Source organism: Dyadobacter fanqingshengii (assembly GCF_023822005.2).
GTDB classification, from domain to species: domain Bacteria; phylum Bacteroidota; class Bacteroidia; order Cytophagales; family Spirosomataceae; genus Dyadobacter; species Dyadobacter fanqingshengii.
On the sequence record NZ_CP098806.1, the window covers coordinates 2,385,762 to 2,402,221 of the forward strand.

The 16,460-nt window shown below is 45.6% G+C and carries 15 protein-coding genes; 7 read left to right on the forward strand and 8 right to left on the reverse strand.

Going from position 1 to position 16,460, the window contains the following annotated elements; all coding sequences use genetic code 11:
- Positions 1 to 26 precede the first annotated feature (26 nt).
- The 3 genes from NFI81_RS09865 to NFI81_RS09875 all read right to left on the reverse strand — a co-directional run bounded on the left by NFI81_RS09865 (position 27) and on the right by NFI81_RS09875 (position 5,101).
- On the reverse strand, positions 27 to 2,084 hold the full coding sequence (locus tag NFI81_RS09865; protein WP_234612620.1) for a PAS domain-containing sensor histidine kinase: 2,058 nt from the start codon (positions 2,082 to 2,084) through the stop codon (positions 27 to 29).
- A gap of 51 nt (positions 2,085 to 2,135) precedes the next feature.
- Positions 2,136 to 2,585 carry a response regulator gene (locus tag NFI81_RS09870; RefSeq protein ID WP_234612619.1) on the reverse strand — a complete coding sequence of 150 codons (450 nt, stop codon included), beginning with the start codon at positions 2,583 to 2,585 and terminating at the stop codon, positions 2,136 to 2,138.
- A 131-nt stretch (positions 2,586 to 2,716) separates the two neighbouring features.
- Positions 2,717 to 5,101, reverse strand: a complete 2,385-nt coding sequence (locus NFI81_RS09875; RefSeq protein WP_234614868.1) for a TonB-dependent receptor — start codon at positions 5,099 to 5,101, stop codon at positions 2,717 to 2,719.
- Between the two features lie 311 nt (positions 5,102 to 5,412).
- Between NFI81_RS09875 and NFI81_RS09880 the strand changes: the two genes are divergently transcribed.
- The 3 genes from NFI81_RS09880 to NFI81_RS09890 all read left to right on the forward strand — a co-directional run bounded on the left by NFI81_RS09880 (position 5,413) and on the right by NFI81_RS09890 (position 11,027).
- The gene (locus NFI81_RS09880; protein ID WP_234612618.1) at positions 5,413 to 6,741 is read left to right on the forward strand and encodes an MATE family efflux transporter; all 1,329 of its coding nucleotides are present in this window, start codon (positions 5,413 to 5,415) and stop codon (positions 6,739 to 6,741) included.
- 150 nt (positions 6,742 to 6,891) lie between these two features.
- The gene (locus NFI81_RS09885; protein WP_234612617.1) at positions 6,892 to 8,517 is read left to right on the forward strand and encodes an NADP-dependent glyceraldehyde-3-phosphate dehydrogenase; all 1,626 of its coding nucleotides are present in this window, start codon (positions 6,892 to 6,894) and stop codon (positions 8,515 to 8,517) included.
- A gap of 212 nt (positions 8,518 to 8,729) precedes the next feature.
- The gene (locus NFI81_RS09890; RefSeq protein ID WP_234612616.1) at positions 8,730 to 11,027 is read left to right on the forward strand and encodes a PAS domain-containing protein; all 2,298 of its coding nucleotides are present in this window, start codon (positions 8,730 to 8,732) and stop codon (positions 11,025 to 11,027) included.
- A gap of 94 nt (positions 11,028 to 11,121) precedes the next feature.
- On the opposite strand, the gene NFI81_RS09895 is transcribed toward NFI81_RS09890, so the two are convergent.
- Together NFI81_RS09895 and NFI81_RS09900 are read right to left on the reverse strand one after the other, a co-directional pair.
- Positions 11,122 to 11,478, reverse strand: a complete 357-nt coding sequence (locus tag NFI81_RS09895) for a hypothetical protein (protein WP_234612615.1) — start codon at positions 11,476 to 11,478, stop codon at positions 11,122 to 11,124.
- Between the two features lie 231 nt (positions 11,479 to 11,709).
- Positions 11,710 to 12,204 (reverse strand): response regulator, encoded by a 495-nt coding sequence (locus tag NFI81_RS09900; RefSeq protein ID WP_234612614.1) that lies wholly within the window; start codon positions 12,202 to 12,204, stop codon positions 11,710 to 11,712.
- Positions 12,205 to 12,370: 166 nt separating this feature from the next.
- Between NFI81_RS09900 and NFI81_RS09905 the strand changes: the two genes are divergently transcribed.
- The 4 genes from NFI81_RS09905 to NFI81_RS09920 all read left to right on the forward strand — a co-directional run bounded on the left by NFI81_RS09905 (position 12,371) and on the right by NFI81_RS09920 (position 15,316).
- Positions 12,371 to 12,763, forward strand: coding sequence for a cupin domain-containing protein (locus tag NFI81_RS09905; protein ID WP_234612613.1), 393 nt, complete (start codon positions 12,371 to 12,373; stop codon positions 12,761 to 12,763).
- Positions 12,764 to 12,875: 112 nt separating this feature from the next.
- Positions 12,876 to 14,513 carry an alpha-amylase family glycosyl hydrolase gene (locus tag NFI81_RS09910; RefSeq protein WP_234612612.1) on the forward strand — a complete coding sequence of 546 codons (1,638 nt, stop codon included), beginning with the start codon at positions 12,876 to 12,878 and terminating at the stop codon, positions 14,511 to 14,513.
- A 7-nt stretch (positions 14,514 to 14,520) separates the two neighbouring features.
- Positions 14,521 to 15,000 carry a CinA family protein gene (locus NFI81_RS09915; protein ID WP_234612611.1) on the forward strand — a complete coding sequence of 160 codons (480 nt, stop codon included), beginning with the start codon at positions 14,521 to 14,523 and terminating at the stop codon, positions 14,998 to 15,000.
- Between the two features lie 25 nt (positions 15,001 to 15,025).
- A complete protein-coding gene (locus tag NFI81_RS09920; RefSeq protein WP_234612610.1) occupies positions 15,026 to 15,316 on the forward strand; it encodes a hypothetical protein in 291 nt (96 codons plus the stop codon).
- Here the strand turns inward: NFI81_RS09920 and NFI81_RS09925 are convergent, their stop codons facing one another.
- From NFI81_RS09925 to NFI81_RS09935, 3 genes are all read right to left on the reverse strand, one after another.
- Positions 15,317 to 15,565, reverse strand: a complete 249-nt coding sequence (locus tag NFI81_RS09925; protein WP_234612609.1) for a hypothetical protein — start codon at positions 15,563 to 15,565, stop codon at positions 15,317 to 15,319.
- Positions 15,566 to 15,589: 24 nt separating this feature from the next.
- On the reverse strand, positions 15,590 to 15,793 hold the full coding sequence (locus NFI81_RS09930; protein WP_234612608.1) for a hypothetical protein: 204 nt from the start codon (positions 15,791 to 15,793) through the stop codon (positions 15,590 to 15,592).
- A 66-nt stretch (positions 15,794 to 15,859) separates the two neighbouring features.
- Positions 15,860 to 16,324, reverse strand: coding sequence for a PA2169 family four-helix-bundle protein (locus NFI81_RS09935; protein WP_234612607.1), 465 nt, complete (start codon positions 16,322 to 16,324; stop codon positions 15,860 to 15,862).
- Positions 16,325 to 16,460: the final 136 nt, after the last annotated feature.

The window sequence follows — 16,460 nt, forward strand, 5'->3', positions numbered from 1 at the left end:
TTCTCCGATATAAGAATTATACCAGCTCATTCACACGGTAGGTAAACGATGAAGGTTGAGCCAATTCCCGGCTTTCCTATCGCGTCGATAAGCCCTTTGTGGTTTTCAACAATTTTTTTACAAATCGCCAAACCGATACCGGTGCCCTCATACGCACTCCGATTATGCAGCCTTTGAAAGACCTGAAAAATCCGGTCCTTGAATTGAGGATCAAAGCCAATCCCATTATCCGAAAAAGACAAATACTGATAAGTCAAATACGCTTCGGCGTCCTGCTGTGGGATCAGTTCTCCCGGTATCACCCCTGAGCGGATCGTGATAACAGGGCTTGTTCCAGGCTTGGTAAATTTAATTGCATTTGCGATCAAGTTTGTAAAGAGCTGCTCAAACTGATACTCAATAATATTCCAGACCGGCAGATCGTCACTGACGATCCTCGCATCGGTTTGCAGGATCATATCCCCCAGCTGCTCCGTGACATTTTGTAAAACAACATTCAAATCAATTTTTTCAAAATGCTTTTCAACCGCATTAGCGCGTGAAAAAGCCAGCAAATCCACGATTAACTGTTGCATACGAGTGGACGAAGCCTGCATACGCCTGAAATAATCTTTACCGCGCTCGGTAAGATTATCATTTTCGGTTTCCAGGATCCTCGTCGCAAACGTCTGGATCTTGCGTAACGGCTCTTGCAGGTCGTGACTGGCCACATAGGCAAATTGGGCGAGCTCCATATTAGTCTTGACCAGTTCACTATTGGCAACGGTCAATTCCTTTGTACGGAGCTGAACCTGCGATTCCAGTTCGTCGGCTAATGTCCTGTATTTATCCTCGCTGATTTTTAATGCAAGCTCATCCTCTTTCCGATCTGTAATGTCCATCATTGTCCCCAGCATCCTGTGCGGGCGATGGTGATCGTCATACAAGATCTTTCCCTGCGTCCTGATCCAGTGGATGGAATTATCCGGATGGATAATGCGCGCCTCGTAATAATAATTGCCGGTTTGCAACGCCATTTCAAAAGCTTTCTCCACCACCGCTTTTCTGTCATCAGGATGAAGGAAATCACGCATTTGCTGATGCGTGAGCACTTTTGTCTCTTCAAATCCAAAAATAGCGGCCAAGCGCCCCGAATATATAATATGTTTTGTATTAAGATCGAGATCCCACGTTGCCAGCTGTGTTCCGTCTGTTGCCAGGGATAGTCTTTCCGCGGCTTCCAAAATCTGCTTACGAAATGTTACTTTGTCCGTAACATCGTTCAGAGAGATCATGATGCCCGAAACTTCGTCATCAGTTTCGAATATCGGTGCATATTGAAAGTCGACATAATGCTCTTTCAACCCGTCGTTCCCATTAATGACGATAGCAGCCTCATTGTCGCGATACAACTTGCCGCTTTGATAAGCGTCGCGAAGGATTTTACCCAGGTTCTGAGTTTCCAGCTCGGGAAAAACATCAAACAACCGCTGACCAAGCACTTCATACAACTCCCTGCCCCACAGATTTTTCAGCATACTTTCGTTGGCAATGCTGATCACGAATTCAGGCCCTTTCAATATTGCTTTTGCAAACTGCGACTGCGTAACCAGTGTCCGAAACTGGTTTTCGCTGCGTTCAAGGCGTTGTTTGGCGAGAACCTGCTGGGTTACTTCGGTCGCAACCACAATAATTCCGGAAATCTCACCGGAATCTTCAATCAGTGGCTGATATACAAAGTTAAAGTAGCACTGTTCGGGCTTACCGAAACGTTTAATGATTATTTCAAACTCATTGCCATTGTAAGGGATAGCGGTTTTCAGCACCCGGTTAAGAATTTCCTCAATGGAATTCCGGGCCTCAGGGAGAGATTCAAAAAGCGGCTTATTTACGAATTCGTCTTCCCGTTTGTCCACGATACTGAGATAAGTATCATTGGCCATTTCTACAAAAAATTCAGGCCCGCGCAGGATTGTGATCCCTACCGGTGCCTGTCTCATTGTATTTCTGAACTTGGTTTCGCTATCGTTTACGCTGGTTTGCGCATAAGATTTTGTGTCGACAACACGTTCTGTTGAACCCGTTTCCTGGTGTAAATTGCCCACTAGCTTTCTTATGGAAGATCCTTACAAATTTAGGAGGTGAACAATTCAGGACTAATATTGATAGTGAAAATTTTCCGCAACCGGCTTCCAGCTGTGCTTGGTCCAGTCTATATCCAGGATCTGCTTGATGGCCTGTTTCAGTTTCAGAAAAGAACCTGGTTTTCTAATGAAATAACTCGCGCCTCTTTCATGCACCTTACGCACCATTTCTTCCTGGCCCGAAGTCGAGAATATCACTACCGGAATGTCGTCCCATGCTTTTGTGCGCCTGATTTGTTCCAAACATTCAAAACCGTTTTTTCTGGGCATATTAAGATCCAGAAAAATCACGTCCGGCGGGGGTAAGACGGCGGCTTCCATTAAATTAATTAATTCAACCCCATCATTCGCCGTAGTTAGTTCCGTTGAAGTGCTCACCTCTCTCAATGCATCTTCGAACAGCATGCAGTCATCCGCATCGTCGTCAGCAAGGAAAATCGTTTTAATTGGTTTTGCGCTCATAGTCCGGTCTTAAATTCTGTGATAAACGTTATTTACTGGCTCGCGACAGACTGAGGGGATTATTAGGTTAATTTATTGCCGAATAGCAAGACAAGTTAAAAAAATTTACCGTTTAATAAAATTTTGGGGTATTAAAATTCGCCTTCAACACCCTCTTTTGGTTTCTTTTTAGCCTGGTGCAACCTGTAATTTAATGTCAGGTTAACCTGCCTTCTGCGCCCCTGGGAATTGTTTAATGTATAAAAATTAGCTCCCTCAATCACCGACCGGAACTTGCGGGAATTGAAAACGTCGATCACGCTTAATGTTAGTGTGCCATTGTTTTTCAGAATGTCACGACTGGCGGCCAAATCTAATGTTGCCATAGCTTTTCGTTTGCCCTGTGGCGTTTGCTGGGGCGCTTCATAGTTGCCTCTTAACTGAACATCCGTATTCTTCCATAACGTAAAACGTGACATCATTCTCACAAACCAGCTGTAAGTGTCGCTTTGGAAGTCTTCATCCAAGCCGGTCCCATCCGTAATAGCCCGGAAAAAATTGACGCTGCCATCGAGTTTCCACCATTGATATAGCGTGAAAGAACTCGTGAATTCCGCTCCGTAAGCGTCCTCCGTTCCCAGGTTTTCGGGACGCGTGTAAGAACTTCCGTCTTCCTGAACCCGCCTGATGCTTGTAATCTTACCGTTCGTGTGCCGATAATAAAGTGAGGATGTCAGTGATCCTTTGCTCATATATTTAATGTGACCAAGCTCAAATGCATTCGTGAATTCGGGATTAAGGTCAGGGTTACCGCTCCAATAGTTACGGTTATCACTATAAGTTGCAAAGGGGCTCAGGTCATTGTATTGCGGCCTGCGGACGCGGCGACTGAAACTCAGCTGGAATGCATTCTGTTTGGCAAAATCGTAAGTCACGTGGACGCTCGGGAATAAATTGGCATAATTGCGCTCATTCACCTCTTTTGTTTGTTTCAATTCCGTTGTAACACCCGTCCATTCTGCCCGTAAACCCGCCTGATAGGAAAATTTGCCAGTTTTGTTCCCAACAATCCCATAAGCGGCATTGATATTTTCTTCGTACAAAAAGTCGTTGGTAAGGCTGGGCAAAGGGATCCATCCTTCACTGGTTTCCTGCGTTACGGCGTAGTCATTCGTCATGTCGCGCGAGCTGCTCCTTGCTCCCGCTTCAAATTTACCCTCCTTGCCAAAAGGATGCACATAATCCATCTGAAAAAGCAACTGTTTCTCCGTTTCATAATTCACGGCACGCTGCAACAGCGGAGGAATATCCGAAGGGCTTCCGTCGGGTCTGTAAACATTCTCGCGGTAATATTGGTCCGAATTTTCCCAGTTGTCCAGATAGCGAACGTCCGCGGTAAACTCTTGCCCCTTTTTGTCAAATGTCTTTTTATAAGTGATTGAATATTCGGAGTTTGGCTCGGTTTCCGTTTCGTCCTGTGTCCGGTTTGTAAAGCTCGTCAGGTTGTTAATGCTTGTCAGGTAATCCCTGTATTTCAATGTCGAGAACCGTTTTCCTTTGCTCGTCCGCCATGTGTATGAGCCGGTCAGAATGTTTTTTGGATTGAAATAATAATCAATTCCCCCGCGGGCACTGTTGTTCATCCCTTTCAGGTTGGAAGTCATATCGCGTTCCATAATGAAGGTCGAATCGTTCCGGTAAAGCTCCTGATATAGATAATTTTTACCCGGCGTATTCCGGTAGGACAATGTATAATTAATAAAGAAGTTCAGGTTTTTGCGACGGTAATTAACATTCGCAGCTACACCATAGTTTGTAGGATAACCCGTAATAATATCGAAGGAGCCGTTAATGCCCTCTTTCCTTTCTTTTTTCAAAACAATGTTGATAACCCCTCCCATCCCCTCTGCCTCATATCTGGCCGAAGGATTGGTAATAATCTCCACGCGCTCGATCATGCTGCCCTGCAATTGCTGCAAACCACTGGCACCCTTGATACTAACCAATCCGGATGGTTTACCGTCGATTAATATACGTACGTTTCCGCTTCCCCGCAGGCTCACATTGCCTTCCACGTCCACCGCAACGGATGGAATATTGGTAAGGATATCCACCCCGGTCCCGCCAGCATTAGCAAGGTCTTTTCCTACATTAAATATCTTTTTATCCAGCGACAACTCCATCGAGCTTTTCTCCGCCTGAACAGTAACTTCATCCAATGTTTTGGCTGAGCCTGACACTTTTATCGTACCGATGTTCAATGGCGATGTGCCGGCAGTAAGCTTGATATTCTGCGTGACCTGTGGCTTATAACCAATGAATTCAGACAATGCATAATAGGAACCCGCTACAATGTCAACCACAAATCCGCCAGTCTCGTCCGTGATCGCGCCTGCGGTAAATGTACTGTCCGCCGTCCGGAAAAGTCTTATGCTCGCATAACCCAGCGGGCTATTGTTCTGTCCATCAACGATCTTACCGGTAACCGACAGTTTATTTGCAGTTTGCGCAAGCAATGGCTGACAGCCGCAAATCATTATGAATAACAAGCCCAACCTGGCAAACGTATACGTTACCGTTGCCCTACCGGGCCCTCTTGCTGCAATGCTGCTTCTAATAGCCATTATAAAATTTTGTAAGCGTTTTATCGATATTCACTTTTGCACAAATATAGAAACCTATTTTCTCATTGTTTTTACTCTACCAAGTTACTGGACAGACGAATAATTCCGGGACTTACCAGGATCGGTAGCGGGCATATTTAAAGAAGACAGCTTTCAAGCGAATCAAACTTATTCCGGATGGGTTATCTAACTTTGCAGTCTTTTTTAGTATCTGTTGGCAAGCCATGAAAAACGAAGCATCACAAACATTAAAATTAGCTTTACCTATCATTATCGGAGAACTCGCCCAAATGGCCCTCCACCTGATTGACAGCGCCATGGTCGGCGCGATAAGTTACAAACAACTTGCCGCGGCCGCCCTGGTCATCAATGCCATGAACATTCCATTTGTGATCGGCATAGGAATGACGATTTCTGTTTCGCAAATGGTTTCCCTGGCCAATGGGCGCCGCGATTCACAGTTAGTCTCCCATTACCTGTTCAATGGTTTTTGTCTTTGCGCATTAACTGCCCTGGCCATTTCCTTTACGCTGGTTTTTGGAAGAGATCTTTTGCATAACCTCGGACAAGACCCGGAAGTGGTCACGCTGGCTATCCCGTTTATGAAACTGATGGGCTTGTCAATCATTCCGATGCTGCTTTTCATGACGTTGAAACAATTCGCTGACGGCCTGGAATATACCAGAACCGCCATGATCCTTTCGCTGGCGGGTATGCCGCTGAATATTTTGTTGAACTGGCTGCTGATTTACGGCAACTGGGGCTTCCCACGACTCGAACTGGAAGGCGCGGGCTGGGCGACATTGATCACCCGGACTTGTATGTTTTTAGCGCTCGCCGCCGTTGTTCTGAAACACAAAACATTCTCCCGGTACATTGCCGTGAGCAGCAGCCAGTGGAAATTTAAGGCGCAAACCTGGCGCGAATTACTGCATATCGGCGTTCCAAGCAGTTTGCAGATTGGTATGGAAGCGGGTGCTTTTGCGGTTTCAGGGATCATTATTGGGACATTAGGCGCTGTGGCGCAAGCTGCGCACCAGATCGCATTGAGCAGCGCTTCGCTCACCTTTATGGTGTCTATGGGCCTTGCGCAGGCAGGTTCTATCCGCGTGAGCAATGCACTGGGCAGGAAAGACCGGCTCAAAATTTTTGTCATCGGGAAAAGCACTATTCTGACCGCATTAATTTATGGGACCATCTGCGCGATCCTGTTCGCTGCTTTCAGACACCAGATCCCTACATTATTCAACAAAAACACAGAAGTTTTGGCCCTATCCGCCCTTCTGCTGCTATTTGCGGCCGTTTTCCAGATCTCGGACAGCACCCAGGCTATCGGCGCCGGGCTTTTGCGCGGGATCAAGGATGTGAAAACGCCAACCATCCTCATTGGCATTGCATATTGGGTGATCGGCATCCCGGCTGGTTACCTCTTCGCCTTTCATTTTGAAATGGGGGCAGTGGGTATGTGGGTCGGGTTGATCCTGGGGTTGACGATGGCTTCGATCTTCTTGATCACCCGGTTCTTCAAAATGACCAAGCTTAGTAATATTTGACAATTTTAAGTCATCTTAGGTCGAAATCAATCCATTAAAGAATTTTAAAGTCCGCTAAGTTTGTTTTCGTATTAGGGATAAAATGGCTAAATCTCGTCATCATCCCAGTGTGTTTAAAAATGTTCCGGTTCCACAATAAAAAATGATTCAATGGATTTCAATTCCACGTTAAAAAACATCTTTGTTGAAGAAAAAGACATTCCTGCGGAGTTTTTGCTCCCCTCATTGATCCACCAGCGCGAGTATCTGAGCGATGGAGAGATGAAGAGCTGGGATGGTCCTGTACACGAGGTGTTTTCACCCGTATGCGTCAAAACCGAAAACGGTCTCGAAAGAAAGCTGATCGGCAGTTATCCGATATGCACAGCCGAAGAAGCCAATGCTTCTCTGGATGCGGCCGTTAATGCTTACAACAATGGCCGTGGTGAATGGCCTACGATGAGCGTTGCCGAAAGGATCCACCGCGTGGAGCAGTTCACGGGTAAAATGATCGAGCAAAAGGACATTATCGTCAAGCTCATTATGTGGGAGATCGGGAAGTCGTTTGCTGATTCCGCCAAAGAATTTGACCGCACCATCGAATACATTTATGCAACCATTGACTCCCTGAAAAATCTGGACCGCGATTCGTCAGGATTTGACATTGTAGACGGCATTGCCGCGCAGGTAAGGCGCTCACCGCTAGGCGTTGTGCTTTGTATGGGGCCATTTAACTATCCACTAAACGAAACTTTCACAACCCTGATCCCTGCGCTGATCATGGGTAACACCATACTTTTTAAACCTCCCAAATTTGGAACATTGCTGCACTATCCTTTGCAGGAAGCATTCATGAATAGTTTTCCAAAAGGCGTGGTGAATGTAATTTACGGTCGTGGTAATGCCATCGTTCCGGGCCTGATGCAATCCGGTAAGATTAATGTGCTTACACTGATCGGTTCGAGCAAAGTGGCCAATGAATTGAAAAAATCCCACCCGAAAGTAAACCGGCTACGCGCAGTTTTGGGTCTGGATGCTAAAAATGCAGCGATTGTTACGCCGCATGCGGACATTAATCTCGCTGTCAAAGAGATCATTACCGGCTCACTTTCCTTTAATGGTCAGCGTTGCACAGCGTTGAAGATCGTGTGGGTGCACAGAAGCATTGCGGATCAATTCCTGAAGGAGCTGAGCGCTGCGGTTGGTGAGTTGAAGTTTGGTATGCCCTGGGAAAAGGGCGTCGCGCTCACGCCGCTGCCGGAAACCAATAAAATCGAATATCTGAATGGCTGCATTACCGACGCACTCGAACACGGCGCTAAGATCATGAACGAAAACGGCGGAACTTCCGAAGGCTCGTTCTTCTATCCAGCTGTGGTGTATCCTGTGAATGATAAAATGAAACTTTATTATGACGAACAATTCGGCCCGATCGTGCCGGTTGTGCCGTTTGACGACCTGGAAGAAACGATCGAATATCTGATCGAATCAACACACGGTCAGCAGGTTAGTATTTTCAGTAATAATGCTGACGAAGTTGCGTCCCTGATCGATCCATTGGTAAACCAGGTAAGCCGCGTGAATGTGAACAGCCAATGCCAGCGCGGGCCGGACGTTTTCCCTTTCACCGGCCGCAAAGACAGCGCAGAAGGAACATTATCCGTCGCTGATGCCATCCGCGCATTCTCGATCCGCTCACTCGTTGCATTTAAAATGAATGACGCAAACAAGCAGTTGATCAATGAAATTGTTCACGAGGATACGTCCAACTTCCTGAGCACGAAATTTATTTTCTAGTCGGTTTAAACACCTGCTGTGATGGGCCGGTAATCGCGTTAATGTCAGTAACAATCATGCGGACATTAAATGTGGTTACCGGTTTTTTATTCGCAAAACAAATCACCGCTGGCTCAATAGTTACCAAACTAGTTTTACAAAATCGGTTTTAGAACAGTATTAAACATTATAAATTAGCTTAATTTTAGATGAATATTGGAAAGAAATAAGTAATGCGTTCAGAGTTTACAATCGAGTCTTTGGAAATGGTGATTTCCGGTATTAATGCCGGAATCTGGGATTGGGATTTTGACACAGATAAGCAGATCTGGTCGGACCGATTTTTTGAACTTCTTGAATATCAACCAAATGAATTTACACCGGGATACGAAAACTTTACACAACTCCTCGTTCACCCGGACGATAAGGAAATCGTCGCCCTTGCAGTAAAGGCACAGCTGGAACAAAATATTCCCTACAATGTCCAGGTCAGACTTCGCACAAAATACAGTGGTTACCGATATTTTGAGTGCCGGGGAAATGCCAAATTTATTGATGGAAAACCGGCACGCATGGTGGGTTCCATCACAGACATTCACGAACGTTATTCATTGCGTGAAAAGCTGAGCGTGGTCTTCGAGCATTCAACCGACGCACATTTGCTCATCGATGATAGCGGCATCCTGGATTGCAACGAAGCCGCCGTCAAGATGCTGCGATGCAAAAACAAAAACGAGCTGCTTCTCATCCATCCTGCCAAGTTTTCTCCCGAAGTGCAACCTGACGGACGCCGTTCAGATGAAAAATCTCTTGAAATGGACCGGCGAGCCTACGAAACGGGATATAACCGCTTTGAATGGACCCATAGGCGATTAAACGGAGAAGAATTCCCTGTTGAAGTGACGCTGAACCCGGTGCACATTGAAAATAAAAAAGTATTGCTGGTGGTGTGGCACGATATCAGTCACCGAAAGAATGCGGAGGAGGTAATCCGCCGAAACGAAGCAATGCTTGCAGAATCGCAGCAACTGACGCACAGCGGAAGCTGGGAAGCTGACCTGGTTACGGGGCAGAATTACTGGTCCGATGAGGCGTTCAGGATCTTCGGCCTGGAACCTGACAGCACCGGCCCTAACACCGAGCTATTTTCTAAAATGATCCATCCGGATGATATGCATTTGTATAACTCTCATATCAAAGATGCGATCAACAATCTGAGTCCGGCTAGTTTTGACCTCAGGATCGTGCTTCCGGATGGGAAGATTAAGTTCATTCACGCCATCGGAAAGCCTTTTGTAGATCAAACAGGCCGCGTGGTGAAGCTTTACGGTGCCATCATGGACATCGATGCCCAGAAAAAGAATGAACAAGAATTGATTAAAGCCAAGGAGGAAGCGGAAATGGCGGGGGTAGCTAAGTCACAATTCCTTTCTACTATGAGCCATGAGATACGCACACCTATGAACGCGGTGATCGGTTTCACGCACCTGCTCTTGCAACAGGACCCGAGGCCGCAACAAATGGAATACCTCAATATTCTGAAATTTTCGGCTGAAAACCTGTTGGTGCTCATTAACGATATCCTGGATTTCAGCAAAATTGAAGCGGGAAAAATAGAATTTGAGGAAGTGGATTTTAACATCTTTTCTCTGCTTGAAAACATCCGCTCGGGTAACATTCATAAAGCGAACGAAAAAGGGATCTTATTAAAGCTTGATATCGATAAACAGCTGGATCTGACCGTTATAGGAGATCCTGTGCGGCTCGGCCAGATCCTGACTAACCTCGTCAGCAATGCGGTCAAATTTACCGAAGTCGGCGAAGTGACCGTTTCAGCTTCCGTGGCAAACCGCGATAAGGAGTCGGTAACGGTTGATTTTGAAATTACGGATACTGGCATTGGCATACCCACAGAAAAAACCGGCAACATTTTCGACAGCTTCACGCAAGCCACATCAGATACAACCAGAAAATACGGCGGTTCGGGCCTTGGGCTAACCATTACCAAGCGATTGCTGGAATTGCAGAACAGCACAATCAATCTGCGCAGCAAACAGGGAGAAGGCTCTGTTTTTTATTTTAGTCTCACTTTCAAACTTAGTGAGACGCAGATCGCAAGCAAGGAAAACGGTTCAATTGCCAATACTCAGAGTTTGAAAGGCATGAAAGTGCTGATCGTGGAGGATAATGCGGTGAACATTTTCCTGATGAAAAACTTTATGAAACAATGGGATATCGAATATGATGTTGCTGAAAACGGTCTTATCGCGTACGAAATCGTGCAGCAAAATGATTACGATCTTGTTTTGATGGACCTGCAAATGCCGGAGATGGACGGCTACGAAGCCACCGCCAAAATCCGCTTTCTCCCGGATCCGAAATATGCGACCCTTCCCATCATTGCACTCACCGCATCTGCAATGCTGGACATCAAGGACATTGCCTTTCAGGTTGGCATGAACGATTACATCAGCAAACCATTTACACCTACCGAGTTATATACAAAGATCGCGGCTTACAGAAAAAAATAAAGGCAACCGCCGCGTGAGCAGCAATTGCCTGAAAGGACCGCAATTAATTGCGAATAGGTGTGTTAATTGATAATAGGTGTGTATTAATTTTATGTCAGGCAGTTTGTAAAAAGATAACCCGTTTGTAAAATTCCGGGTCGTACTTCACGAGCACCTGGCTGCCTTGCTTCATTGAATCATATTTTGAGTAAGACAATGTCTCGGTTACTTCTGCAACAAAATCCGTGCCTTTTGGGTGTTGAATTTTGACTTTCATCTGATATTCCGGAAGGTTATTGGAATATTCGCCCGTCGGCTTGATATTTAGGACCGTCGCATTTGCCTCGATGCCTTCACGCAGTATTTTTTGCTTCTGTTTTGCCCTCTGATTTTTCCTGATTGTTGAAATGACCCAGAAGATTATCATTCCAAATAAAATGATCGTCGCGCCGATTTCCCTATTGCTTTCCACGGTGTTTGCTAGTTATGAGTGACGTTCAAAATAAGCCAAATTAGGCCGCAAATGCAGTATTTGTGTTATTGAACGGTCTCTTTAATTATTAAATGGCAACCCATTGCGTAATACTACGCGGTTATTGCAGCACATTTACTTAAAGGAAATACAAGGCAGAACCCGCTCCCGAAAATTGACATTTTCCGAAACGGGTTAATGTATCCTTTAGTACTGTAAATTGCCTGCATCTTACTCGTCCAGATCTAATTCTGCTGATTTTTGTTCTGGCTCCTTTTGGGTTACTGCGGGCAGTTTGTTGTAGTCTAACCAGTAATGGCAAATCGTCTCCAACATAAACCTAAGCTCCTCAAATTCAACCGGTTTTTTAAAAAAAGAGTTTGCACCAGCGAAATAGCATCTGCTTATGATCTCATTCGAACTGTTATTACTCAAAATGACAATTGGTATGGTTTTCCATTGCGTATCCGCATTGTCCGGTGTTTGCCGAAGCAATTTCAGAAGCTCTAAACCATTGATAGCTGGCATTTTAAGGTCAAGAATAATCAAACCGGGGCGTCTGCCGGTATAATCGGGTGAAGATTGCAGGATCAGAAATTGGTACAATTCATGTCCTCCCTGAAAAAAACGTACATGATAATTGGGCAGGAACTTATTAAAAATCGTCCTCACCAGATATCTGTGGTCAGCAGAATCGTCTACCAGGTATATCTCCTTTTTGTCCATTTTACAGTAGCATTTAGGTTACCTTATATTGTATGAAAATTTTGAGAAGATAATTTTCGTAACTCAAAAATCATTCCAAATAAGAGTTAACCGCCTTAAAAGTGCATTTGGCATGGTTTTGCTGACGTTTTCTATCCGGAAAAATTCATTTTAACCTGCTGCATCAATGGAAATTAAATCAAACCAATCTACCGAAAATCGTCCGGAAGGAGACCGCATCCTGGACGCACCTTATGTGTTCACAGATATCCCAATGTATCTGGAACAGCTTAAAACAGAACATTCCTGGGAAAAAAATGACCGCAATGCGATCACAGTGTATAAATCTGAGAAGATTACAATCGTACTTTCCGTGCTGAAAACCGGTGCGGTTGTGAGCGACCATGCCATTGGTGAATGTCTCAGTTTTCAAGTCTTGTCCGGGGAGTTAAAGGTGGAGACGCAGGGCAGGATTTTCTACACAACGCCAGGTCAGATGATGACTTTTCATGCTGGCATAGCTCATAGCATTCAAGCAATTTCTGACGCTGACATTATGATCACAACTTTTAAACGCTAACTCTCAGGCCAATTTAGCCTGGCCAACGACACACGTTCATGCAGAATATGAACATTCTTGCAGGCTCGATTTTTTAAAGCCAAAGGTCTTTTCATTGATAAAGACTACAATTATGGAGCAAGTAATGGCACAAGCGTCCGTGCTGTCGCAGCATCTTTGGTGGCAGCATGGCGTTATATATCAAATTTATCCAAGATCTTTTCAGGATTCCAACGACGACGGCGTCGGGGACTTGCCAGGCATTATTAGCAGGCTCGACTATCTGCAATGGCTGGGAGTAGATTGCGTGTGGCTCTCTCCTGTATTTTCATCTCCTATGGCCGATTTCGGTTACGATATTTCTGATTACCAAGGCATTCACCCGCTTTTTGGAACAATGGATGACTTCGATGAGCTGCTCAAAGAAGTGCATAACCGGGGCATGAAACTGCTGCTTGACCTTGTTCCCAATCACACATCCGACCAACATCCCTGGTTCCTTGAAAGCAAGTCGTCGAGGGACAATCCCAAGCGCGACTGGTATATCTGGCACGATGGAAAAAATGATGGCGGGCTTCCCAACAACTGGCTAAGCGTGTTTGGCGGGCATGCCTGGGAATGGGATAACACCACCCAACAATATTATTATCACGCTTTCCTTAAAGAGCAGCCAGACCTGAACTGGCGCAATCCGGAAGTGCAGGAGGCCATGATGAATGTAATGCGTTTCTGGCTGGATAAAGGGATTGACGGTTTCCGCGTAGACGTGATGTGGCATATGATTAAAGATGCACAATTGCGTGATAACCCACCATTCCCAGGCTCAACTTATGATGCTAATGACCTGATATACGACCATTATACACCCGTATACTCGACAGACCAGCCCGAAGTTCATGACATTGTACGCATGATGCGTGCGGTTACGGACGAGTACGACGAGCGCGTGCTGATTGGCGAGATTTATCTTCCCATCCACAAGCTGGTTACCTATTACGGACAGGATAACAAGGGCGCACATCTGCCTTTCAACTTCCAGCTTTTAACATTGCCCTGGGACGCGCCGCAGATTGCAATGGCCATAGATGAATACGAAGGTGCGCTTCCTGAAAATGGCTGGCCAAACTGGGTGTTGGGAAATCACGATAAGCCCAGGATTTCGAGCCGCGTAGGGCGTGCGCAGGCCAAAGTAGCCGCATTAATGTTGCTTACGTTGCGCGGCACGCCTACTATTTACTACGGTGACGAAATCGGCATGCGTGATGTGCCTATCCCGATGAACGAAATCGTGGATCCTCAAGGATTGAATATGCCTGATCTGAATGTAAGTCGCGATCCTTCACGTACACCCATGCAGTGGAGCAGTGACATTAATGCAGGATTTTCCGGCCATAAGCCTTGGCTGAGATTGCCGATCAATTCAGGCCGCGTGAATGTGGATAAGCAGAAAGATGATGAATATTCCAAACTTTCCTTTTACCGCAAACTGATCCGGTTGCGCAAAGAACATGCGGCACTGAACATTGGCGATTACAGGCCCGTCTACGCCGACCAGCAACTGATCTCTTATATCCGCGAGTGGGGTGATGAAAAGTTTCTTATCATCTTGAATCTCAGCCACCGACCGGCCTACTTTAAACCCAGACAAGAATCTTTCACAGGAACTATTTTACTGGGAACGGAAGTGGAACGAATCGGTATGATAGCAGAGGACATTATCACGCTGGGCGGTGATGAAGGTTTGCTTATTCAACTTTCCAATACAAAATAATACGCTTATGCCTTCACAAATTATAAAGGATTGCAGTAGCGCACTGGCGGCCAAACGCCTTACAGTGGCTTTCGTGGAAAGTGCCTCCGCTGGCCGGCTCTCGGCAGAGTTTTCCCTTTGTCCTGAGTCTGGAAAAGTCTTGAAAGGTGGTCTTGTCTGCTATGACGCATCGCTGAAAATCGGAATTTTACGGGTTCCCAAGAAAATGATCGATACGTTCACACCCGAAAGTGCGGAAGTTACGCATGAGCTGGCCGAGCGTTTACAGAGGTTTATTCCGGCTGATATCCACATTGCTATAACGGGCCTGACCACACCAGGTGGCAGCGAAACCGCGGAAAAGCCCGTGGGAACGATATTTATTCATGCATACTTGAAAGGAAAATCCGTGGCAGTACGGGAAGTTTTTTCTGGCAGTCCGGAAGAAGTTGTATTAAAATCCATTGACCGGGTAGCCAAGCTAATCCTGGACGAAATTCCAAATTAATTATTTCAACAAACTAACATTCATTATGAAAGCATTAAAATCAGTTCTTACAATGTCAGCGCTTGCATTATGCATTTCACTTTCTTCATGCGGAACAGTAAATGATTCAGAAAAAGGAAGTGAAGGTTCAGGCAGCAAGTCGGAAACCACACCAAATGACAGCAGTGGCGCGGAAAGCAGAGCAGCTACGGGTGTTGGTGAGGACAATCAAGACGACAGCCTGGGCTATCCAGCTAATCAATCCAACCTGAATGCCGACTCGACCAGCCGCAAGCACGACGACAACTTGACAAAAAAACCGCAAAGCAAGAATTGATCAGGTAAATGATATAAAGGCCAGATAACCTATGATAATCACCGGGAATCCGCTCATGACCAGCGCCCACGTCGCGTGTCCGCTGTTCATTAGGAAATAGGAAGCGACCGCACAACCGATTAGCAAAAGAATGGGCAGGAACACCATTGCTTTCCCGGCAGAATCCTGGTCGCTGCTAAAAATAGAAAACAGCAAAAAGACGGCGGTGCAGACATCAATTGCCATGCAGGCGTAAATGAGGGTTCTCATATTGAACATGTTATGTTCCGAAAATTATCCAGCTTCCAAATCAAAAGAATCGGGAGCTGGATAACTAATATTTATCCCACCAATTCCTTCCAGACTTACTATTCGTTCCGCAATCCTATGGAGGGCCGTGCGATGATGCGCTCCGTTAAGTGACGCTTGGGTGAGCGGGTAACTCATCCGCGTGGGAACGACCTTAACATTGTTGTCCAGCGAAGCGTCTGCGGGCACAGTTACACAAAAATAAAGGGCCGACAGATGCCGGCCCTTTACCTTAGTTCGTTGATGATGAATCGCTTAATGTGCGGCTTGTGCTGAATCACGAAGGCGTTTGATTGTATCGTGTCCGTCTTTTAGTATCGCTTTTTGTCTTGTTATCAATATTCTCAAATCAGCGGTCAGCTCATCTGATTGCAATGCTGTTTCATACGCTTTCTGTGCAGCGTCCTCACCGAACTCGGAATTTTCAAGAGACGTTTTTCTGCCATCATTGCTGAATGCTGACTTCACATCCATCCAGGTCCTATATAATTTACCGGAAACCATTGTCCCCGTTGCTGGCTCTCCGCCTAATGCTGTCACTTCACTGGTCAGTTCCGAATTAATGTTACGGCTGTGGTCTGCGAGATTTGAATATAACGATCTCAGATCTGTGTCTGAACCATCCGTTTCATCACTTGCTTTTTTATACCCTTCAATACGGTCGTTGTTAATAAGGATCAGATCATTGAGTATATCTACTACTGCTGAATTACTTGCCATGACTCATATTTATTTGGTTATGACACTGTTACAAAAATTATTGTTCCAATGCATTAAATATGCCGAAATCAAGAATTCGTTATAAAATTTGTGGAGGTTTTTACGCCGTATAGGCGCAAGCACCCGTGTACAGGTG